Origin of the sequence: Cellulosimicrobium sp. AB352 (genome assembly GCF_049538415.1) — a bacterium.
GTDB lineage: Bacteria > Actinomycetota > Actinomycetes > Actinomycetales > Cellulomonadaceae > Cellulosimicrobium > Cellulosimicrobium funkei.
In genome coordinates this window covers 87447-110082 of record NZ_JBMVFX010000005.1, presented here as the reverse complement: position 1 = coordinate 110082, position 22636 = coordinate 87447, and the positions used below count along the sequence as shown (strand labels likewise).

Genomic DNA, 22636 nt, shown 5'->3' with positions numbered 1-22636 from the left:
TCCGCATGACGGGACTGCCGTTCGTTCCGCACTACGACCCTCAGTCCGACTTCCTGATCACGCGCAGCGATTCCCCGGAGATCCGGGAGCGGATGCTGTCACTCGGTGCCACAGCGGCCGTGCGCGACGGGTTCACCGCCTACCTCTGGAACAGCCGGCTCGGCGACCGGTTCCTCCTCGGGGTCGGGGTCCTGGACGGTCAGCTCCTGCTGGGTCCGAGGCGCCTCGGCGTCTTCCCCGCACGCCTCGGTGCAGGGAACTACACCGTCGTCGAGCTGTCCGAGAGCGGCGCCGTCGTCCAGCCCGATCTCTTCGGGATGAACACGGTCTACTACTCCGAGTCCCTGGTCACGAACCGGCTGCATCTCGCGGCCATGGTGGCACGGCGTGTCGACGCGGACAACGCATTGTCGTCGACATACAACGACGGCGGCTTCTCGTTCAGCTTCAACACCTTCAAGACGCCTGTCCAAGGAGTCTCCCTGCTGCCTGCGGGCGCCCGGGTCGCCGTGTCTCGCGCTGCGCTGAGCGTTACTCGAACGGATTCGAGCGATGAGTTCGTCACCTGCGAGCCGGAGGACTACTGGGCGCTGATCGAACGCGGGGCCCAGGAAGTCGTCGACAACGTCGTGGCGGTCGTTGACTCCGGGCTCCCGGTGTTCGCCGACATCACCGGAGGCCGGGACAGCCGGGTGGTCTTCGGCGCGCTCGTCGCTGCGGGGAAGCAGCGGGAAGTCGTGTTCAACACGATCGCCAACCCTGCCACGGAAGGGCTCCGAGCGGATCTCGAGATCGGAACGGGCCTGGTCTCGCACTACGGCGGCACCTACTCGGAGCGACCGCGGGCGGCCGGGTATGCCGAGCACAGCGTCGACCAACAGCTCCAGCGCAGAAGGAGTCAGGTCTTCGGGGCATACCACTGGATCGTCCCGACGGATCTCCGCACCGTGACCTCGCTCGGCACATCACGGACGATACGAATGCTCGGCGGTGGCGGCGAGCTCTACCGCGACTACTGGAGGCCGATGCTCTTCACGTCGGTCGACCCCGATGAGCGCGCGAACGATGAGAACGTGTACGCGATGCTCTCTCGGCATCGGACCGGGGCACTAGGGCTACGGCACTTCGACAGATACTCCCGAGACCTCGTGGAGACCTTCCGAGATCTTCCGGGCGAGACGATGGGCCACAAGCTAGACGCTCACTACCTCAACTTCCGCAACCGTTTCCACTTCGGAAGCCGTCAAACCTCTGCCGAGTCGATGAGCACGCTCAACGTCGCGACATCTCCCGCCCTGCTGGCGGCCTCTCGGGCTCTCCCTGCCCGCGAGCGGGCGTCCGGGCGGGTGCTCTTCGACGTGATCAAGGAACTCGACGAGGAGTTGGCCTACCTGCCGTTCGACAAGCCCGAGGATCCAGCGATCCGCTCATCACGATTCCATCGACGATCGCGCTACGACACGACCGTGCTAGATCTCGCACCGGCAGTCCACCTGGCCAAGGACGTCGCCGACCGGCGTGGATTCCTGCGTCCTCGCCATCCGAACGTGGAGCCGTTGGACTTCGAGAGTGTGCTCGATTCCGAGATCACGGCGGCCGTCGGCATCATCTCCGACCCGGCGTCACCATTCTCGTTCGTCGTGGACGAAGAACTCGAGTCCTCTATCGAGTGGGCGAGGGCATACAGCCCTCGAAACCGCTCGTCGTTCGCTTCAAAGCTCAGGGCGTTCGCCGACTTCAGCCTTCTCTGACGGAGGGCGTGGGTCTCCACGCAACTTCGACCGCCGGGCGGCTCAAGACACCCACGGCGAACCGCCCGAGTCGCTCTCGTCAGCACCAGGCGGCGGTAGATCCACGGGGAGGATCGGTCACCGCCGGGAGAAAGACGCTGCGGACGGGATCCATGGCGATGCCCTCGCGCGATGTGCGGACCACCCAGCGGACCCGCGGCTCGGGGCAGATCCCGTCCGAGCCGCAGGCGCGGCCGCTGAGCGGGCGTCGCCGCCCCGCCACGTCCTGGCGGGTCGGGCGGCTACTCCATGGTCCCGAACCGGATCTCGACGGCCATCACCGTCTCACCCTCGCGAGGAAGGATCTCGAGCGTGCGGCACTGCTCGATCTGGTTCCACGCTCGAGACACCCAACCTCGAAGAGGATCGCGCGCACCGCAGAATTCTCGTGCAGCGCGTGCCGGGTCGTAGCCGATCTCCATCCATGCCCGACCATCAGCCGTCTCCACGCGGATGCGTCCGGCCGAGATCTCCAGCGATGCGCCGAGTGGTACGAGAAACCTCTGCAGGGCCCGCTCACCGTTCGGCGCACGGAACGTGTCGACGACGCTGAGCTGGCCTTCCTTGACGGCGACGACACGTTCGACCACATGAGATCCGTCGATCTCGACGGAGCACTTGATCCGATCCTCCTCAGCGCCACCCTCGAGTCGCTCCATCGTGCTGCGGACGCGTTCCGCCCCAGGACGGTAGAGAGTAGCCGGATAGAATCGGTCGAAACGCTCGAAGAAGACGCCGGAATGCCCGCGCTGCGACTTTACTACGGCAGTCCTCTCGTCCTTCCAGTCATAGTTGTACATGCCGCCGTCCAGGAGCAGCTCGCTTCCCGCGACCCTCAGGGTGAGGGCAGTATCGTCGCAGTGCTTGTGCACGATGCTCGAGTAGCCTCCACGAATCGAGAGGTATACCTCGTCCTCTTTCTTCACGAAGATCCCCGCGTCCGGCGCGAAGAGCACCCCGTCACGAGAACGCACCGAGCTCTTCTCCGCCCCGGAGTCGCCGATGGGCGGCAGCGTCCCGTCCTGCCACACCAGCAGCTCGATCACCTCGCTGGCCTTGGTCATGAGCGGGGCCAGCAAAGAATGTAGTGACCCGGCGGGGTAGTACTCTGCGGCGAACGGCAGCAGGTCGCGCATGAACCGCAGGTAGAACGCGTGATAAGAAGGCGTGTTCTCGAGACATACGCCCTGGTCGTCGAACGCACCCAGGATGATTCGGGCCAGGTCGTCCTCGGCCAAGCCGCTCTGTTCCTCGTCAACGAATCCTGGGAAGACGACACCCGCATGCAGCACCGCAGCGCACAGCATCATCCCGTGATTGTTGTTCTTGACGTGCCCGGGCTGACGGGCCCACTCCAGATCGGTCCGAACGAGTCGCAGAAGCTCCGGTGGTACGCCTCGGCCCGCGCGCTCCAGCATCACCGCAACCATGCACGAGGTTCGGAGCCGGACTGCGACGCAGTGGTCGTACGAGGTCATGAAATCGCGGACGTCCTTCGACACTGCACTCGTCATGAACGCCCAGTACGAGCTCAGCAGTGCGACGGCCTCTTCCGCGGCACCGTCGCGCTCGATCATCGACGGCAAGAACCCGAGGGAGTGCAACCACAGCAGCGAGCTCTGCGCCTGCTCACGGTCGGTTCGTCTCCAGCCCTCAGCATTCGCGGGGAGCTCCACCGTGACACGGTTGGGCAGCGTCACCTCACCGCGAGAACTGTCGATCACCCAACGTCCCGGTGCTGCACGAAGGGTGGGATCGCCGTGCCGCTCGAGGAAGTCGACTCCGAGGGGACGCAGCGCGAGCCCCTGGGTTCCCCGAACGGTCGCCGCAGCGTGCGCTGTCAGACCGAGCAGTACTGCGGAACCCGCAAGGTTCGCGAACCGTCGATATGTCGTCGTCACCGGTGTTCTGTCGGGGCGCTTCGACGTCTCGCCAGGATCTCCGACCGGGTCGATCCCTTCGAGGTGGTCGAGGGCCGCGTCGATCCCGCTCTCTGGGTGCCTACGGGGAAGAGCCCACGCGATCTCAGGTATCCGCACCCAGTCGCGCGACCACGACGGGGTCTCGAGGCGCTCGTCGAAGTCGGCGCTGAACGCGGTCGCGACCTGTTCAGAGGCCGCAAGGAGCACACCGGCGAGACGGTCTCGTCTCGTGTCGTCGACGTGAGGCAGGAGGAGGAGTCCGCACCCGACGATGGTCGCCTGGTAGGCCAGGCTCGTGCCCACGGCGTCCGATGTCGAGCCGAGTCCGACGCTGTAGGGCCACCAACCGGCAGAGGCGATCCCGAACTGCTGGATGAGACGTTCCACAGCAGCCTCGATCGGCTCACGCCGATCTGACGTCGGCGACACCTCCGCCGCACACGCGAGGGCAAGTGCCGCGTACGCGTCGGCGTTGAGGATGTCCTGCTCGAGCGCGTCGGCGTTCTTCATGAACGACCCCGGGACATCGCCACGTTCCTTGGCGCGGACGAAGTCAGCTCCCCGGAGGAGCGCGCCTCGAGCGACCTCGATCCCTGACCTTGCTGCCAGCAGCAAGGCAGGCGCAGCGGCGCCTACCTCGGCCAGGTCCCACCACTCCACCTCTTGCGGAGCCCGGTTGTACGGCAGGGCGAAGTGCCCGTCGGTGCCGACCGCGTCGCCCAGCGCTGAGGCCAGACGAGGCTGGAGAACACTCTTCACGTCGGCTGGCAGGCTCGGCGTTGAGACGACGTACCCGAGGAGTTGCGCCAAGGAGCAGGCGCTGGCGGGTCCGTCCAGCTCCTCGTCGTACGCGGCGTCCATACCTGACGCGGCTGTTCGCAGAAGCCACGCATCAAGCCTGGGCACCGGCCGCGTGGTGCCCAGGTCCGCCGGCTCGGGCGCCACCTGCGCCCACTGCGACGTCGTCACGAGCGCGTGCCCTGCGCTTCGAGCACGATGCGCCGAAGAACCCGGGCCGCACTCGCGCTGTTACCGAGCTCGCTCTTGTAGGCCACCTGCTGGCCGTCGAGAGCCGAGCCTGCCTCGACGAGCGCCCACACGGGGACACCCGCACCGCGGTAGTCCGAGATCTTCGAGGGAAGGAAGACGTTGCGACTCCCGTTCTCTGTCTGCACGTCGCTGACCACCAGAGCATCGAACTGTCGGGACAGGTCCAGGAACTCGGCATACGGGACGTAGTTCCTCGAGTGGACGTTCGACGTCAGGCCGAGCTCGGCCACCCGCTCCGTCACAGCGTCCTTCGCGTTGCTGAAGACGTGCACCCTGACCTTCCTGCGCAGGTCGCCGCCTAGATTGGCGAGTCCCACGAAAACCTCGTCGATGCCCCTGTTGGGATAGAAGGCTCCGAAGTACCCGATGTTCGTCTTGTCGGAGGGCAGCTCCACCGAAGACGTCGCGAGCTTGTATGCGTGCGGCGGAGGAGCCGGGTGTGGACGGACGGTCGACTTCGCGTGCGCTGCCGCTCGCAGCTTTCGGTCGGGGACCGCGTCCAGCATCGTGTCGCGCTGATTCACGTTCGTGAAGATCAGTTCGTCGGCGACCGCGTAGGTCGCGAACTCCACGAGATCGAACAGCGTGCTGACACCGCTGGTGGAGTAGCCACGCCGCTCGATGGCGCTCAGTAGCGTGGCACTGACGTCGTCCGGCACGATCTCGCCTGCGCGCGGGCTTCCGTCGACCCCGGTCCGCAGCGGGTCGGAGAACTCTGCCGACCATCGAACGGGCCAGTGTCTCGACTTGAAGAGCAGGGCAGCGACATGGGAGCCGACCCACAGTGCACGCGAGTAGAGCGATTCGTAGCCACCACGTCTCGCATGCATCTTCTCGGCCTCGGCCAGGGCTTCGGTCCCGAACTGGGCGATCCGCCGCCAGTCGTTGAATGCCACGGGAACAGAAAGCTCGTGGAACTCGTCGACCCACTCGGCTGCGATCCCCCAGAGCCGTGGGTCTGCGGAGCGCACCTTTGCCATGTCGTTCGAGATGACGTCGACCATCCGCGCACGGTCCGCCACGATCTTGGTCGCGACCACGGCGCTGGTGTCCATGTACGGCGCGAAGCAGTAGCAGATCACCAGCTCGCGCGCCGGGCCCCGTTGCAGCATGCCCCACGGAAAAGAGCTCACCCCGGATTCGTGCACGGCCGCCTTGACATCCGACAGCCGGTCCGGCATCTGCTCCAGATACCGCGAGACAAAACCCGCCTGCGCGCGGACGAGCTGGCTCCGCGCCTGTACGGCAGCCTTGTCGGTGAGGGAGAGCTTCTCGAGCTCGGCGATGACCGCCAGCCGCTGGACGACGTCGAAGTCGAAGCTCCCCACCCTCCGTGATACGGAACCTGGCCTGACCGTTCGCAGATAGGTCGCTCCCGGCGACTCGGCAGCACGAGCGACCTTGACGTCAGCATGCTGCAAGAGGTGGGCGAAGAATGCGACGTCCTCGCCGCTGCGCAGGTGGGTCTGATAGCGCGCATCGCGCAGGAGATCCCGGTGCACGAGCTTGCAGGCGTTGAAGCCGAGGACCCATGGGAACTGGTTCAGCGCGGTCGGCACCTCGGCAGGTAAGGCATCGATCCGGGCCTCGAGGGCGCTCTGCTCCACAGGCTGACCTTCCGCGTCGACAGAGCGGAGCTGGGCGAGCGCGATCGTCCTCGGAGTCGCCTGGTCGAGCAGCGCCTCCAGGAAGTGCGGCGTGACCCGGTCGTCATCGTCCACGAAGGTGATGTAGTCGTACTTCGCCGCGAGCAGGCCGATGTTGCGCGCACGCCCGGCGCCCGGTCGATCCGTCCGGACGACGCGCACGTCCACGTGACGGAGTGTGGCGCTTCGCGCGGCATCGATCGCCTTCGTCGTCCCGTCGTCCGGGCCGTTGGCGATGACGATGACCTCGAAGAGCTCACGTGCGAGGGACTGGAGGGCGAGAGCGTCCAGGCAGGCGATGATCCGGTCGTGGCCGCCGAACGTCGGCACGACGACAGTGACACCGAACCGGCCAGGGCGCGACGGTGGGGCGACGGGTTGCGAGAGCCTGGCGCGTTCCTCGGCCAGCGCCTCCGGGTCCTCGAGCAGCGATCGCGCAAAGTCGGCGTAGTTCTCGGGCTCAACGGTCTTCATCGTGCTCCTCGCCCGAGCTTCTTTCGTGCGCGCCAGTACGTTCGTGTGAGCCTGCCGAGATGTGAGCTGGCCAACGCCTCGTGCCGACGCTGAACCACCTGAAGCTCGCGACGCGTCGCGTCGAGCTCTGCCTGCGTCCGGGCCAGTCCAGAACTCGCGCTGTCCTGCGACGCCGTCACGGCGCGGATGCCGCCGTACAACTCCTCGAGCAGGTCGAGGAGGGACAACACCTTCTCGCGCAGCACGGCCTGCTCGTCAGGGTCTCGGCGGTTCCCACCGTCTCCGCCCCGCCCGCCGCCGAGCCGCGCACCCAGAGCCATCCCTTCCATGAAGACGGAAGCCGGGAGCCCTTCCGACGAGGGTCGCCGGAGGCGCATCCCGTGCAGGCCCTCTTCTCCCCACCACACCAGGTCGAGCATCACGCGAGAGTCGTGGAGAACAACCTCGAGAAGTGCCTGGAACGACGGAGCGTCGGTAACGACGGTGATCGTCGTCGTCCCGATCGCCGAGACCGAGCCGTCGATGAGGCCCAGCAGCTGTTCAGGCACCGTGGTGAGGATCGAGACCGGGACGTCCGCCTGAGGGTCGTACCGATCTACCGCATCGATGAGCGCCACACTGTCTCCTAGCGACCCCAGGCCCAGTCGCTGAGCGTGCCACTCGTCGCAGATCACCACCCCGTCGGCACGGGGCGCGCCGACGACGACACGGAGATTCGGCGACACGCACGAACGGTCCAGAGTCATCGCCAGACGCCCTTGGTGTCGATGACGATCTTCTCCCGCAGACGGAGCGGCTTGCGGTCCGCCTGCTTGAACTCGGTGTGGTCGACGAGCACCAGGACGATGTCGGCGTCGTCGACGGCGCTGTTGAGGTTCGTCAACCGGACGTCAGCTCGGTTTGCGAGCACGCGCGGCAGCTCAAGGATGTGCGGTTCGACCGCGTAGATCGTCGCGCCCTCGATCTCGTCGGCCAGGCGGGTCGTGATCGCGAGCGCGGGCGACTCGCGAAGGTCGTCGATGTCCGGCTTGAAGGCCAGGCCGAGCACCGCGATGCGCGGCGCCTTGAACCTGTCGGCGTGCGCCTTGACCCGCGAGATCACGTACTCGGGCTTGGCGTCGTTGACCTCGCGCGCCGTCCGGATGAGCTGTGCTCGCTCGGGGGCGGCGTCGACGATGAACCACGGGTCGACCGCGATGCAGTGGCCGCCCACGCCCGGGCCGGGCTGGAGGATGTTCACGCGCGGGTGGTGGTTGGCGAGGCGGATCAGCTCCCACACGTCGATGCCGAGGTCGGCGGAGATGAGGGAGAGCTCGTTGGCGAACGCGATGTTGATGTCGCGGTACGAGTTCTCCACGAGCTTCGCCATCTCGGCGGTGACCGCGTCGGTGAGCAGGATCTCGCCCTGGCAGAAGACCTGGTAGAGCTCCTTGGCCCGCTCGGCGGCGTCTGCCGTCAGACCGCCGACGATGCGGTCGTTCGTGACGAGCTCGATCATGACCCGGCCCGGGAGCACGCGCTCGGGGCAGTGCGCCACGTGGATGCGCGCGCGTCCCTCGGACCCGTCGAGCGACAGGTCGGGGCGCGCCGCGAGGATCCGCTCCGCCATCTGCTGCGTCGCCTGGGGCGGGGACGTCGACTCGAGGATCACGAGGGCCTCGGCGGACAGGTGCGGCGCGATCGCCTCGGCCGCGGCCTGGATGTAGGAGAGGTCCGGCTTGTGCCCGTCGGTGAACGGGGTCGGCACGGCGACGATGAAGGCGTCGGCCGGCTCGGGCTTCGTCGTCGCACGCAGCGTGCCCTGGGTGACGGCGCCGGCGACGTAGGTCGCGAGGTCGGGCTCCACGAAGGGCACGTCGCCACGGTTCACCGCCTCGACGGTGCGCTCGTTGATGTCGACCCCGATGACCTCCACGCCGTTCGACGCAAGGATCGCTGCGGTCGGGAGCCCGATGTAGCCGAGCCCGACGACGCACACGCTGGTGCTGCTCATGTTTCCCCTTAGATCAGGGCGTGCTGGTCGGCACGCCCGTAGAACTGGACCTCACCGCTCGCGAGCAGCTCGGCGTCGGACACGTCCCAGGTGTGCGCCGCTCCCGCGCGCACCTGCACGAAGTTGTACCGGTCGGCGGAGAAGACCCGCGCCCCGGCGTCGATCGCCGACCGGAGGAACCCGGTGTCCTCGCCCCGGCCGACGGACGCGAACGGCACCCGCTCGGCGAGACCGCGGGCCGCGACGATCGTCGGGCCCATGACGAAGTCCGTGTACCGGTGCTCCCGCTCGGCGAAGCGCAGCAGCGTCGCGTCGAGCGACGCCACGTACAGGTAGTGCGCCTGCTTGCCCACCACGTCGGCGTCGGAGTAGGCCAGGGCGTCGAGCTGGTCGGACAGGTAGTGCTCGCCGTACAGGTCGTCGTCGTCCATCTTCGCGACGACGTCGCCCTCCGACGCCGCGACGAGGCGGTTGAGGCACTCCCCCAGCGGCACGTCCTCACCTGCCGTGAGGAGGACGAGGTCCTCGACCCCGGCCTCCTTGGCGCGCAGCCGCACGTCCGCCTCGTCCACGGCGAACCCGTGCGTGAGGAGCGCGAGCTGCACGTCCACGTCGCGCTGCGCGCCGACGGTCCGCAGCACGTGGTCGAGCTGGCCCGGGCGGTTGGTCGAGACCAGGGCCGACACGCTCGGGCGGGCGACCGTCGCCGAGTCGGCCAGCCCGACGTCGTGCAGCACGCGCTGGACCCGCGCCCCGTACGTGTGCTCGCGCCAGATGCGGCGCTGCCCCCGGTGCGTGGCGCGGTCGCGCAGCTCGCGCGAGCGGACGAGCGCACGGATCGTGTGCGCCGCCTCGGCGCGCTCCCCGACGACGAACACCTCGTCGGGCGGGAAGAACTCGCGGATGGCAGCGCTCGGCGTCGTCACCACGGGCGTGCCGCACGCCGTGATCTCGAAGACGCGGCGAGCGCACATGCTGGGCGAGTCGACGACCGAGTTCACGTTGAGGAACACCTTGTACTCGCGGTACGCGGTGAGCATCCGGTCGTAGTCGAGCGACCCGACGACGCGCGACCCGAACGGCTCCGGAAACTGGTACCGCTCGTCCCCGCCCTGGAACCGGGAGAAGATCTCGAGACCGTGCTCCATGCGCGGCGAGACGTCGACGGCCGCGCCCAGCAGCAGGTCCATCTGCGCCCGACGCTTCCGGTACTTGTGCGCGAAGTACATGCCGCCGAACGCGACGTCGCCGGACGGCCCGTCTCCGTGCGCTCGCACCGGGTTGTGGATGGCGGGCTGCGCCCCGAACGCGAGGACGCCCACGCGGTCGTGGCCCAGCCGCTCGCGGTACGCGTCGACCCGCCCGACGTCGGTCGTGTACACGTGGTCGAACAGCGCCGCCGCGTCGAGGAAGTCCTCGAAGTGCGCGGGGTCCTCCTTGTTCCAGAAGACCGTGGGCACGCCGAGCTCGCGGCACGCGGCGACGAGCTCGACGAACGCGGGGCGGGGGGCCGAGGTCCCCGTGAGGTGGTACTGCCAGGCGCCCCCGTTCCCGTTCCACGCGGACTCGACGAACAGCAGGTCGAGCCCAGGGCGGCCGCCGCGGTCGCGGTCGAGCTCGTCGCGCCACGACGTCGGGGTGAGGGCGACCTGGTCCCACTCGAACCCGAAGGCGAGCCGGGAGAAGTCGTCGAGGATCACCCCGACCCGCAGGGTCGGGCGCGCGGTCGCGCGGTGCGAGACGGTCCAGGGCTCGAAGGTCACCCCGTGGTCGGAGCGGATCGCCCCCGAGGAGCCCGCGGGACGCGGCACGCCACGACGGCGGAGATACGTACGGAACTGGGACAAACCACCCCGGCGAAGGTGCCAGAGGGCTCTGCGTGCGTCATCGAGGCGAGAGCCCCCCCGTGCGTCCATGCCACCGTCTCGTCCGTTCTCAGCCGGCGCTCACATCGCACTCCGGCCGCGCACATGGTACGCCACCCGGTCCGCTTCGGTCCCGATCTACGGTGCCCTGCCATAGCCGCAACCACGCGCCGCGACACCTCGGGCACGGTCGCGCGCGCTCACGGGCGGCGCGAGTGCCACGACGGCGATGGCGTGCTCCGGCAGCAGCGCACCCCCTTCGCGGCATGCTCGAACGGCTCACCAACGCCACGAGGCTGTGTCGAGCACATGAGACACGCGACGAGAGGCGCGCCGCGACCGACCGCGTCGCGCGGACACGTGGAGCCTGCTCCTCCGAGGTGCGAATCGGCACGGCTGCTCTTCCCCCACGGGCTCGGTCGGTGACCCGCTCACGTCGCAGGCGTGTGCGGGACGCGCGGCGCGGAGCCTCACCACCTGAGCGCCTGGGGCTTCCCAGAGGTGCGGGCGCACCAGGAGCAGCGACCCGGACGAGCACGGGCGCCACTCGGGGGTGTGGCCCGGCGAGAGCGGTACCGCCTCTCGGCATACGCTGTGCGGCATGAGCGAGCCGAACGACAACGATCGGGTCCTTGCCGAGGTGGCCGAGCTGCGCAGAGAAGTCGCCCTCCTCCGCGACAGTCTCGGCGTCACAGCAACGCTGGCGGCGTTCGAGCAGCGCCCCCACGTGCACCTCGGCGAGGGGTGCAAGATCGCCCCGGGCGTCCGGATCATGGCTGACGACGACGCACACGCCGTGCACCTCGGGAACTACGTCAGCCTCTACCGCGGCAACGAGATCTGCGGACCAGTGGTCATCGGGGCGCTCTCGTACATCAATAGAGACGGATACGTCCGGTCCGGCACAGTGATCGGTGAACGTGTGTCGATCGGACCTTTCGTTCGTCTCGTGACCGACAACCACGAACTCGGCCCGTCCAGGCAGCGCGCTGGCCGCTTCCACACCGTCCCCCTCACCATCGAGGACGGAGTCTGGATCGGTGCCGGCGCCACCGTCATCGGCGGCGTCACGGTCGGCTCCGGAGCTGTGATCGCCGCTGGCGCCGTCGTGGTACGTGACGTCCCTCCGAACACGCTGGTCGCCGGTGTTCCCGCTCGCGTCGTCAAGCACCTCGACGACTCCGAGGCGAGGGGGAGGCCCGCCCCCTACAGAGCCGATACCCTCCGGCCCGTGCTCGTCGCTGCTGGTGTGCTGTCGGGGGCCAGCCCACGAGAAGCCGAAGTCACCGCCGATCGATTGTTGGCCGAGGCCTCGACCACCTCGGTGGGAGAGATGGTCGATCGCGCCCGAGACCTCGTCACGGAAGCCACCCCGTCGCCGACCACGGCGCCTGGACGCACCTCTTCGGGAGCTCGCCGCTGGATTCCAGGATGGGCTTTCCGGAGTCAGTGACGCATGCCCGACGGACGCTGGCCCATTGCGGGCCATCGGACCGCGTCGATGGAGAGCAGGGCTGCGGTGTTCGGTGCCCGGTGCTTGGTGCTCGCGAAGACACGAGCGGGACGCTGTTGACCTTTCATCATTGCGTCGCGGTTCAGTCGCCACACCGCACGTGAGGACATCCCGACGGCGCCTCCGCGCGCGAAGACGTGCGTCACAGGTCTCCGGCCCCGTTCAGGCGAGGTCGCCCCGCGATCTCGAGACGAGTCAGGGCACGTACGCGACGACGACGTCACCCTCGCCGCGCACGACGACGGCCCCCGTGCCGTGCGGGACGAACACGGACTCCCCCCGCACGAGCCGCGTCCCGGCCCCGGCGTCCGCGCGGTCGGCCGCGAGCGTCACCGCGCCGTCGAGGCACAGCACGACGCGCGGACCGGCGGCGGGCAGCGGCACCGCGCCCGCGACCCGGCCGGCCCGGAGCGCGAACTCCGCGACGGGCGGGCGGTAGGCGACGAGGCCGGTGCCGTCGTCGACCAGCCGCGGTCGCGCGGCCGGACCGGGCGTGCACGTGGCGCACTCGAGCAGGGCGTCGACGTCGACGAGCTTGCTCGTCAGCCCGGCCCGCAGCACGTTGTCGGAGCTCGCCATGATCTCGACGGCGCACCCGGACAGGTAGGCGTGCACGTGCCCCGACGGGACGAACATCGACTCCCCGGGCTCCAGGGTGACGCGGTTGAGCATGAGGGACACGACGGCGCCCGGGTCGCCGGGGTGCTGCTCCGCGAGCGCGAGGACGGTCGCGTCGGCGCGGCGCGACGTGCGTCGGCCGCCCGGCGCGGGCACCGCCGGCTCGCGCTCGGCGCGGGCCCGCACGGACGCGACGGTCAGCGCGAGGTCGGCCGCGACGTCGGGCTCCGCGCGGGCGTGGAGCGCGAGGGTGAACGCCTCGCGGACGCCCGCCTCGGTGGGGCGGGCGCGCAGGGTGTCACGCATCCGTCCGGCGAGCGCGCCGTCGAGCCCGTCGAGCAGCTCGAGGATGCGCGCGGGCCGGCGGAACCCGGAGAGGCCCTCGAAGCGGGAGACCGCCACGACCATCTCGGGCTTGTGCTGGTCGTCGTGGAAGCTGCGCAGCGGCGAGTCGCGCGCGACGCCCTCCCGGTTCTCGCGGTTGAAACCGGCGCGCGCGAGGTGCGGGCGCGGGTGGACCTGCAGCGAGAGCGCGCGGTCGGCGGCGAGCACCTTGAGGAGGTACGGCAGGCGGGGCCCGTACTGGTCGAGGACGCGCTGGCCCAGCACCCCCACCGGGTCCGCGCGCACCAGGTCCGCGAGCGTCGTGCCCGACGCCGTCTCCGCGCCCGGGTGCGACGTCCCGCCCGGGCGGGCGCCGCCGTCGGGCACGACGCGCGACGGCGCGAGCGGGTGCGCCCCCATCCACAGCTCGGCCGCCGGACGACCGTCCGGTACCACCCCCAGGAGGTCCTGGATCGCCGACGTCGAGCCCCAGTCGTACCGCTGGACGGTGTTCTCCAGCCGGTAGAACGCGGACGGACGAGCGCCGGGGAGGGCGTCGTCCACCGACGCCTCCCCCGACCGCTCGTCCGCCGCGCTCGTCATGGGCCGAGCCTAGAGGCCCAGGGCGTCCCGGATGGGGCCGAGGAGGAAGTACACGACGAACATCGCCGCCGCGACCCACATCAGCGGGTGGATCGCCCGGACCTTGCCGAGCGCGAGCTTGATGAGCACGAAGGCGAGGAAGCCCGCCCCGATGCCGTCCGCGATCGAGTACGTGAACGGCATGACGATGATCGTGAGGAACGCGGGGATGCCGATCTCGACGTTCTTCCAGGAGATGCCGGCGATCTGCGTCATCATGAGGAACCCGACGAAGACGAGCGCGGGCGCCGCGGCCTCGTACGGGACGAGGGCGACGAGCGGCGACAGGAACGTCGCGAGCAGGAACGCGACACCCGTGACGACCGACGCGAGGCCCGTGCGGGCACCCTCGCCGGCGCCCGTCGTCGACTCGACGAAGCTCGTGTTCGACGACACGGACCCGGCACCACCGGCCGCCGCGGCGATCGAGTCGACGACGAGGATCGCGCGCGAGCGCGGCGGGACGCCCTCGGCGTCGTTGAGGCGCGCCTCGGCGCCGACGGCGACCATCGTGCCCATCGAGTCGAAGAAGTCGGCGAGCAGGAGCGAGAACACCAGCAGGATCACGGTGACGGTCGCGATGTTCTGGAACGAGCCCAGGAGCGAGAACTGACCGAGGAGGCCGAAGTCCGGGACCTGCACGACGCCGTCGAACGTGGGCGCGTTGAGGTTGAAGCCGTCCGGGTTCGAGCCGTCGGGGGCCTTCGCCCCGATGTGGAGCGTGTTCTCCAGCACGACGGCGAGCAAGGTCGCCGTGAGGATCGCCACGAGCAGCGCGCCCTTGACCTTGCGGACCCACAGCACGATCGTCAGCACGAGGCCCACGACGAACACGAGGATCGGCCACGTGCCGAGGTTGCCGAGCGCGAGGAGCGTGCCGCTGCCCGCGGTGACGAAGCCCGCATTGACGAGGCCGATGAGCGCGATGAACAGGCCGATGCCGACGCTGATGGCGGTCTTCAGCTCGAGCGGCACGGCCCGGAAGACGGCCTCGCGGAACCCGGTCAGCACGAGCACGAGGATGATGAGGCCCTCGATGACGACGAGGCCCATCGCGTCCGCCCACGTGACCCCGGGCAGCGACGCGATCGAGTACGCGACCACCGCGTTGAGGCCGAGGCCGGCCGCGAGACCGAGCGGGAAGTTCGCGAAGACGCCCATGGCGAGCGTCATGACGCCCGCGACGAGCGCGGTGGCCGCAGCGATCTTGCCGAAGTCCGGCTCGGCGCCCCCGCCGAGGAACTGGCCCGTGCCGTCCTGGACGGTCCCGATGATCAGCGGGTTCAGCACGATGATGTAGGCCATCGCGAAGAACGTCACGAGACCGCCGCGGATCTCGGTGCCGATCGTCGAGCCGCGCTCGGTGATCTTGAAGAAGCGGTCGATCGCGCCGCGCGCAGGCGCGGGGGCGTGCTCGTCCTCACGGACGGAGGTGGGGGTGGACATGGGGAGAATGCTGCCAGAACCGTGTGACCGCGCGGTAACGCGCCGGACACGGTCGGGCATCGCCCGCCGGGGTCGTCCGTGCACGTCAGGCCGCGCCGACGGCGTCGGGCGCCGTCCGGGGTGTGCTCGACGCCACGTCGGTCCGCCCGGGCGTCGCGGCGACGTCGTGCGCGCGGGGCGCCCCGTGACCGTGCCCGAGGGACTCGGCCGTCGCGAGGTCGGTGACGCTGCGGGGCGCGCCCGAGGCGAGCTGGACCGCGTGGAGCACGTCAAGGATCGCGTTCGCCCGCTCCCCGGCGGGGCCCGCGGGGACGCCGTGCACGACCCGGGCGGGGTGCAGGAGGTCGACGACGGCGTGGCCCGGCCGGTGCTCGTCGGGCACCCAGGCGACCGTGGCCGGGACGCCGTCCGCGGCGAGGCACGCGGCGAGCAGCGCGGCGGTGCCCGCCGGGACGCGGGCCCGCCCGACGACGAGGTCGCCGGGGCCGAGGTGCGGGGCGAGGCCGTCGAGCGCGTCCCGCAGCGCCGCGACGCGCGCCGCACCGCCGGCGTCGGGCGTGGCCCCGGCGCCGACGCAGAGCAGGTGCACGCGCGCACCGGCCACGGCCGTGCGGTCGGTCGTCGGGCGCAGGCGCCCGCTCACGAGGCCGAGCGCGAGGAGCCGGGGCAGCCGCGGCTCAGGGGTCCTCGGACCCGACCGGAGCGCGGCGAGCGCGCGCGGGTCCGGGTCGAGGAGCACGACCTCGTGCCCGGCGGCGGCGAGGCAGGCCGCGTGCAGGACGCCGCGGCGACCGCCTCCCGAGACCGAGACCCGCACGACGCACCTCCTCCTGCCCGCCCCGACGTCCCGGCGGGCCTCAGTAGGCCCCGGAGCCGGAGAACACCGCGCGCGCCGTGCGCGCGAGGATGAGGAAGTCGCCGAACATCGTCCAGTTCTCCACGTAGTACACGTCGAGGCGGACGCTCTCCTCCCACGACAGGTCCGACCGGCCGCCGACCTGCCACAGACCCGTGAGGCCGGGCTTGACCAGGAGCCGACGGCGGACCTTCTTCTCGTACTTCTGCACCTCGCGCGGCAGCGGGGGCCGCGGGCCGACGAGGCTCATGTCGCCGCGCAGGACGTTGAAGAGCTGCGGCAGCTCGTCGAGCGAGTAGCGGCGCAGCACCCGGCCGACGGGCGTCACGCGCGGGTCGTCGCGCATCTTGAACAGGAGGCCGGAGCCGTCGTTCTGCTCCTCGAGGTGCTCGACCTCGCGGTCGGCGCCCACGCGCATCGAGCGGAACTTGTACATCGAGAACGTGCGGCCGTTGCGCCCGACGCGCTCCTGGCGGAAGAGGACGGGCCCGCGGCTCGTGAGCCGGACGGCGAGGGCGACCGCGACGAGCACGGGCAGGGCGGCGAGCGTGATGAGCGCCGCGCCCGTCCAGTCCACGACCGACTTCACGGCGAACTTGGGCCCCGTGAAGCGGGGCGCGTCCACGTGCAGGAGCGCGACGCTCTCGGCAGGCGTGATGGTGATGCGGGGGCCCGCGACGTCGGCGAGCTCCGCCGTGAGCATGAGGTCGACGCCGAACGGCTCGAGCTCCCAGCCCAGGCGGCGCACGACCTCGGCCGTGATGGCGTCCGAGCCGGAGACCGCGACGACGTCCGCGCCCACCCGGGTCGCGACCTCGCCCGCGTGCCGGAGCTCGCCGAGCACCGGGACGCCGTGGATCTCCTCGCCCGCCCCGAACCCGCCCGACGGGACGCACACGCCGACGACGCGGTAGCCCGACTCGTCGCGGGAGTTGAGGTCGCGGATGAGGCGCTCGGCCTGGTCGCGGTGCCCGATCGCGAGCACCGCGGACCGCATGCCGCCGTGGGCGCGCTGACGGTGCAGCCACTGACGCCACGCGTACCGGCCCGCGAGCAGCCCGCCGAGGCCGAGGGGGAACGCGAACGCGAGGTAGCCCCGGGTCTCCGGGAAGCGGAGCAGGAAGGCGAGGACGGCGAGCACCGCGAAGAGGCGCCACGACGCGTCGAACACGCGGTGGTACTCGGTAGGCCCGCTGCCCATGACGCGGGGGTCGCGCGTCCGGCTGGCCACGAGGGACACGGACCAGGCGACGCCCACGAGCACGGACAGGACGACGTAGGGCACGCGGGCCCGGCTCACGGGCTCGTCGATCACGGCGTCCCAGCGCAGGAAGTAGGCGACCAGCACGGCCACGACGATCACCACCGTGTCGGTGACGAGCAGCCGGCGGCGGTAGGCGACCTCCCAGCCCTGCGCGGCGAACGCGGCCCGGGCGGCGCGGATGCGCGCCGCGGGCGACGCGGTGAGAAGGGTGCGCAGACCTCGTCTCGTGTCGTCGGTGACGCTGTGGGACATGCGTCCACCTCCGGTCGGCTCCACACCCTGCATGGCGACTCATCCTAGGTTCGAGAATGTGCGATAACGAGGGTTGACGAGGGCTTTCACCCGGGTGAGAAGGCGTTCCGGACGACGGCTGTCCGGAAGGTCCTGAGCCGCAGGATCCTGCGGTTGGTGCACCGCTCGCAGGCCTCGGAGGAATTCACTGGACAGGTGTCCAGGTTCGACGTTCCCCCGCACGCGACGCAGCGTGCGGAGAAGTCACGGAGGAGTGCCCGCCCGGATTCCGGGGCGGTTCGAGCTGGACGGGCGACCACGAGCGGGAGAGCGTGGTGGGCCGCTTGCATCGTAGCGCGCGGTTGCGGGTGCTCCGGACGTGTGCTCACACGAGAGGGGAAGAGACGCAGGTCACGCCTGTGACGCGCCGTGGGGGTGAAAAAACCGGCGCGTCGCTACGATGCTCGGGTGCCCTCGGTCGTGACCCTCCTCCTCCACCCCGAACGCCGGCGCCCCGACCCGGCGCCCTGGCGGGTCGACCTGCGCGTCGTCATCCTCGCCGGCATGGCGCTCTGGACGGTCGCGCTCGTCGTGTGCGCCGTCCTGCTCGCCACCGGGACGCTCGCGCCCCGCGCGGTCGCGACGTGCGCCGTCGGGCTCGCGCTCGGCGCCCTCGGGCTCGGCTGGGAGCGGCGGAACCGGACGCGCTACCGTGCGTCCGCCGACGACTGAGGGTCGTCCCAGGCCGTCCGCGCCACCGCGCCCTGCGCCCCGCGCGGGTCGCGGAGCACCTCCTCGAGCACGTGCCGCGCGCCGTAGCGTCCCGCGACGACGACGGCGAGCGCCGCCGCGAGCCCCGCCGGGCCTGTCGCGTGCACGACGACGTCCGCTCCCGCACGACCCTCGACCCACCACGGGACCGCGACACCGTCGACACGGAGGTCGTCGTGCCGCTCCCAGGTGCGCGGCAGGGGCTCGCCGACGACGGTCCCCACCTCGGACGGGACGTCCTCGCGGTGCCCCGAGTCGTCCGGCGCGGGCGCGGGGCCCGTGACCGTCGCGACGTCGAGCAGGTCCGCGACCTCCTCGACCAGGCCCCGTCCGGCGGGCACGAGCGGTCGCAGTGGCGCCCACATCGGGTCCGGGGCCACCGCGACGTCGTCGGCCGCCGCGACGACGACCGTCCCGCCGTGCAGCGCGGGCACCCGCGCGGGGGCCGGGTCGAGCCGCACGCCGCTCTCCGCCAGCGCCTCCAGGGCGCGCCACAGGGACAGCGCGGCCGCGGCGTCGACCGGTGACCCGACGGGCGGCAGCCCGTCCAGCAGATCGGCCCACTCCTCCGGGTCGAGCTCGGCGAGGTCGTGCACGCCCCCGACGGCGGCGAGCGCCGCGTCGTCGAGCCCCGCCACCTCCGGCGGCGCCGGACGCAGGAACGCGGCGGCGGGGCCGCCGTCGAGCGCGAACGGCCCGCCCAGCTCCTCGCGCAGCCACCACGCCGTGTACGACCGGGCCGACGCCGCACGCCCGCCCTCCGCGCGCACAGGCGTGAGCATCGCCTCCCGCGCCGCGGGGTCGCCCGCGAGCCGGACGAGCACGTCGGGCCACGCGCCGTCGGCCACCGCGTCCAGGTCCGCGACGGCGAGCACGTCCCCCACGTACGCCTCGGGGCCGAGCGTCGTCGTGAGGTGCTCGAGGTACCCGGTCCAGTCGGAGAGCCAGCCCTCCGGCGCGTGCGGGTCCAGGTCGGGCTCGTCGTCGTCCGGCGCGGGTGTGAGCACGTCGCGCACCCGCAGCACGGTCGGTCCCGCCGCCGCGCCCACCGCGCGCAGCGTCGGCTCGCCCCAGCGGGCGACGATCCCCGGGTCGACGACGTCGAGCCCGTCGAGCACGTCCGCCGCCCAGGTGCCCGGCAGGGCGCAGCCGCGCGCGGGCGACCAGCCGCCGTCCGTCGTCGGGACCGGGAGCTCGCCCCACCAGAACGGCAGCACGTCGCCCGCCGGGTCCCGGACGTCGCGGAGCGCGGCGGCGACCAGCGCGAGCAGCCGCTCGACCTCCGCCGCGGGGTCGTCGCCCGCGTCCGCGGCGTCGGCAGCGGCGAGCACGCGCTCACGCACCGCGCCGTCGGCGAGCACCGCGCGCAGGTCCGTCGCGCGGGCGCCCAGCCGTTCGAGCAGCGGGTGCGCGGCCCGCGGGTCGACGACGCGCAGACCGAGGTCGACGGCATCCCGGGGGTCGAGCGCCCCGCCGTCCGTGCCGTCGTCCGTACCGTCGCCGATCAGCAGGAGGCCGCGGGCCCCGCGCACGACCTGACCGCCGAGGAGCGGGACCGGGAGCGCGCCCAGCGCCTCGAGCACCGACCGGTCCCCCGCGTGCGGCGCGAGCGCGTCGTACAGCGCCCGCCAGCGCTCGGGGTCGGCGACGAGCGGGAGGTCGTCCACGACATCGGCCAGATCCACGACCTGCGCCCCGAGCGACCGCGCGACCGCGCGCAGCGGGCCCGGCACGTCGACGAGGTGCGCCGCCCCGAGCTCGACACGCACGCGCGCATCGCCCACGTCCCCGGCGAGGACGCGCGCCTCGGCGGGCGCGAGGAGCCGCCGCTCGGCCCGCTGCGGCGCACCGTGCTCGTCGTGCTCGTCGTGCTCCCCGAGGATCCGCGGGTCTTCCCAGGTCTCGGCGAGCGCGAGACCGGGCTGGTCGGGCGGCAGGTCGAGCGGGAGGAGCGGCGTGCGGGCCAGGGCCGCCGTCGCCGCCGTGCGGACCGCCTCGTCGACCGCGCTCGCCGGCAGCCCGGTCGGGACGAGCGCGAGCACGTCGGCGCCGCGGTCGGCCGCGAGCGAGCCGAGGAGCGCCGCGAACGCACGACCCGCCTCGTGCGCGACGTGGTCCGTCACGGGACCGCGCGGGACGTGCCGGCGCGCGGGGTCGAGCGGGAACGTCGCCAGGAGCAGGGCCGGGAAGGTGAGCCGCTCGTCCGTCGGGGTGGGGGCGTGCAGCACGGTCGGTGCCACCGCGTCGTGGGGCAGCGCCCAGGTCACCGACCAGCGGCCCGCGCCGCGCTCCTCGACGGGACGGTCCGCGAGGAGCGCGGGGTCGAGCGTCCCCTCGCGCCGCAGCACCGTCCAGCGCTCGTCGACGTCCGCGACCCGGCGCTCCGCGACGCCGTCGCCCGCCACGACGACCTCCGTGAGCGCGGGCAGGGCGAGCAGCAGCGGGTCGCCGACGTCCGCGAGCTCGGCCCGCACGGCGTCGAGCGCCGCGTCGTCGCGCAGCTCGACCTCGACCACGGTGTCGTACCCCGCCGGCACCTCGACGCGCGCCGGGAACGGGAGGCGCAGCACCGGGAGCCGGTCGCCGCGCCCCGCGACCTCGGCGGCGAGGTCCGGGCGGTCCGCCACGACGTCGTCGAGCGCGGCGCGCGTGCGGTCGAGCGAGAGCTCGACGGCGTGGTCTCCCGCGCCGACGCGCACGCGGTCCGCGACCGAGCGGACCGCCGCGAAGCCGACCCCGAACCGACCCACCGTGCGCGGGCCACCGGCTGCGCCCGCGCCCCGACCGGTAGCCGAGGCCCGCATCGCGACGAGCGACGCGACGCCCGCCGCGTCGAGCGGCTCGCCCGTGTTGGCCGCGCGCAGCACCCAGCGCCCGTCGGGGTCGGACGGCGCGTGCAGGCTCAGCCGGAGGCGACCGGGGACACCTGCGCGGACGGCGGCGTCGGCGGCGTTCTGCGCGAGCTCGACGACGACCCGCCCCCGGTACGACCCGTGGGCGTGGTCCTCCTCCGTGTTCGCGTCCTCGCGCAGGCGCGTCGGCGAGGACCGCCACGCCTCCAGGACCGCACGACGCAGCGCGGCCGTCCCGAAGACGTCCTGCGTCACTCCCGCGGCTCGTCCGGCGCGGCGTCGACGGCGGGGTCCGGCGCGGTCTCGGGCTCGTCCGGCGTGGCGTCGGGGTCAGGGGTGGTCTCCGCGTCGTCCGGCGCGTCGTCGGGGACCGGCGCGGTCTCCGCGTCGTCCGGCACGGCGTCCGGCTCGACGGCCACGGCCGCGGGGGCCTCCGGCGCGGTGTCGGTCGGCGTCGGGGCGTCGGCCACCGGCGTCGGCTCGTCCTGCGCCGCCGGAACCGTCTCGTCCGGGGCGGTCTCGTCCGCGGCAGTGTCCGTCGGCGCGGCCCCGTCCCGGGCCGCCTCCTTCCGGGCGACCGCGGACTCGAGGAGCGTGACGATCTCGACGTGCAGCTCGTCGACGAGCGGGTCCGGGTCCGGCCACTCGCTGCGCTGCGGCTCGACGTCCGTCTCCGAGTGCGCGCCGCAGCCGTGGTCGAGGCTCACGACCTTGCCGTCGTCGGGCGACCACTCGTTCGCGCACACGCCGAAGACCTGGCCGAGGCTGCCCTGGAGCGGCACGAGGAAGCCGCACGACCCGCAGTCGGCCGCGGCGGCGACGGCGCCGCGCGTCGTCGGGCCGCGCGACCCGCGGTACCAGCGCTCCGCGGCCTCGTCGCGGCCCTGCGGCGACAGCACGCGGGCACGCGCGAGCGCGAGCTCCTCGATCGCGACGGCGTCCTGCTCCTCGTCGCCCGTGGGCACGTAGCCGGGCTCGAGGCGCGGGTCGTCGGCGCGGAAGGGCAGCACGTCGCCCGGGCCGACGTCGCCCGGGCGCAGGCGCTCGGACCACGGGAGCCACGACGGCGCGAGCAGCGCACCGTCACCGGGCAGGAGCTCGACCTCGCACACCGTGGCCGTCCGGCCGCGCGGCACGCGCGCGAGCGTCACGGTCCAGTGCCAGCCGCGGTAGCCGCGCATCGTGCACGCGAAGCGGTGGGAGATGAGCCGGTCCGCCTCGGCGACCGTGCCGAGGTGCTCGCCCACGTCCTCCGGGCTCTCGGCAACCTCCTGCGCCGCGGCGCGCGCGAGCTCGACCGCGCCCGTGAGCACGGCGTCCCGCGCCGCGCGTGCGGAGACTCCTCGGACGCGCTCCTCTGCGGCTGCCACGGCGGACAT

At 71.8% G+C, this 22636-nt stretch carries 14 protein-coding genes; 3 read left to right on the top strand and 11 right to left on the bottom strand.

Annotated features, from left to right (window positions below; genetic code table 11):
• Window positions 1-5: 5 nt before the first annotated feature.
• Window positions 6-1751: a hypothetical protein gene (locus ACPCUX_RS05355; protein WP_423388295.1), complete on the top strand. Its 1746-nt coding sequence runs from the start codon at window positions 6-8 to the stop codon at window positions 1749-1751.
• 281 nt (window positions 1752-2032) lie between these two features.
• Here the strand turns inward: ACPCUX_RS05355 and ACPCUX_RS05350 are convergent, their stop codons facing one another.
• The 5 genes from ACPCUX_RS05350 to ACPCUX_RS05330 are packed head-to-tail and all read right to left on the bottom strand — an operon-like array spanning window position 2033 to window position 10791.
• Window positions 2033-4681, bottom strand: a complete 2649-nt coding sequence (locus ACPCUX_RS05350) for a heparinase II/III domain-containing protein (protein WP_423388294.1) — start codon at window positions 4679-4681, stop codon at window positions 2033-2035.
• On the bottom strand, window positions 4678-6882 hold the full coding sequence (locus ACPCUX_RS05345; protein ID WP_423388293.1) for a glycosyltransferase: 2205 nt from the start codon (window positions 6880-6882) through the stop codon (window positions 4678-4680). The genes ACPCUX_RS05350 and ACPCUX_RS05345 overlap by 4 nt, the downstream gene beginning before the upstream one ends.
• Window positions 6879-7607 carry a hypothetical protein gene (locus ACPCUX_RS05340; protein ID WP_423388292.1) on the bottom strand — a complete coding sequence of 243 codons (729 nt, stop codon included), beginning with the start codon at window positions 7605-7607 and terminating at the stop codon, window positions 6879-6881. Before ACPCUX_RS05340 ends, ACPCUX_RS05345 begins: the two co-directional genes overlap by 4 nt.
• A gap of 17 nt (window positions 7608-7624) precedes the next feature.
• A complete protein-coding gene (gene wecC, locus ACPCUX_RS05335) occupies window positions 7625-8875 on the bottom strand; it encodes a UDP-N-acetyl-D-mannosamine dehydrogenase (protein ID WP_423388291.1) in 1251 nt (416 codons plus the stop codon).
• Window positions 8876-8883: 8 nt separating this feature from the next.
• Window positions 8884-10791 carry a glycosyltransferase family protein gene (locus ACPCUX_RS05330; RefSeq protein WP_423388290.1) on the bottom strand — a complete coding sequence of 636 codons (1908 nt, stop codon included), beginning with the start codon at window positions 10789-10791 and terminating at the stop codon, window positions 8884-8886.
• 550 nt (window positions 10792-11341) lie between these two features.
• Here ACPCUX_RS05330 and ACPCUX_RS05325 point away from each other — a divergent pair.
• Window positions 11342-12193: an acyltransferase gene (locus ACPCUX_RS05325; RefSeq protein ID WP_423388289.1), complete on the top strand. Its 852-nt coding sequence runs from the start codon at window positions 11342-11344 to the stop codon at window positions 12191-12193.
• 255 nt (window positions 12194-12448) lie between these two features.
• On the opposite strand, the gene manA is transcribed toward ACPCUX_RS05325, so the two are convergent.
• The 4 genes from manA to ACPCUX_RS05305 form a co-directional block, all read right to left on the bottom strand.
• The gene (manA, locus tag ACPCUX_RS05320; RefSeq protein ID WP_211932952.1) at window positions 12449-13798 is read right to left on the bottom strand and encodes a mannose-6-phosphate isomerase, class I; all 1350 of its coding nucleotides are present in this window, start codon (window positions 13796-13798) and stop codon (window positions 12449-12451) included.
• A 9-nt stretch (window positions 13799-13807) separates the two neighbouring features.
• Window positions 13808-15283: an NCS2 family permease gene (locus ACPCUX_RS05315; RefSeq protein ID WP_423388288.1), complete on the bottom strand. Its 1476-nt coding sequence runs from the start codon at window positions 15281-15283 to the stop codon at window positions 13808-13810.
• 85 nt (window positions 15284-15368) lie between these two features.
• Window positions 15369-16100: a hypothetical protein gene (locus tag ACPCUX_RS05310; protein ID WP_396052662.1), complete on the bottom strand. Its 732-nt coding sequence runs from the start codon at window positions 16098-16100 to the stop codon at window positions 15369-15371.
• Between the two features lie 40 nt (window positions 16101-16140).
• Window positions 16141-17655 carry a sugar transferase gene (locus ACPCUX_RS05305; protein WP_051028379.1) on the bottom strand — a complete coding sequence of 505 codons (1515 nt, stop codon included), beginning with the start codon at window positions 17653-17655 and terminating at the stop codon, window positions 16141-16143.
• 447 nt (window positions 17656-18102) lie between these two features.
• On the opposite strand from ACPCUX_RS05305, the gene ACPCUX_RS05300 reads away from it, so the two are divergent.
• Complete coding sequence (locus ACPCUX_RS05300) at window positions 18103-18366, top strand: DUF2530 domain-containing protein (protein WP_051028378.1); 264 nt, start codon at window positions 18103-18105, stop codon at window positions 18364-18366.
• Here ACPCUX_RS05300 and ACPCUX_RS05295 read toward each other — a convergent pair.
• Together ACPCUX_RS05295 and ACPCUX_RS05290 are read right to left on the bottom strand one after the other, a co-directional pair.
• Window positions 18342-21512: a sacsin N-terminal ATP-binding-like domain-containing protein gene (locus tag ACPCUX_RS05295; RefSeq protein WP_423388287.1), complete on the bottom strand. Its 3171-nt coding sequence runs from the start codon at window positions 21510-21512 to the stop codon at window positions 18342-18344. The two genes, ACPCUX_RS05300 and ACPCUX_RS05295, sit on opposite strands and share 25 nt — an antisense overlap.
• Complete coding sequence (locus ACPCUX_RS05290; RefSeq protein WP_415296955.1) at window positions 21509-22636, bottom strand: DUF3027 domain-containing protein; 1128 nt, start codon at window positions 22634-22636, stop codon at window positions 21509-21511. Before ACPCUX_RS05290 ends, ACPCUX_RS05295 begins: the two co-directional genes overlap by 4 nt.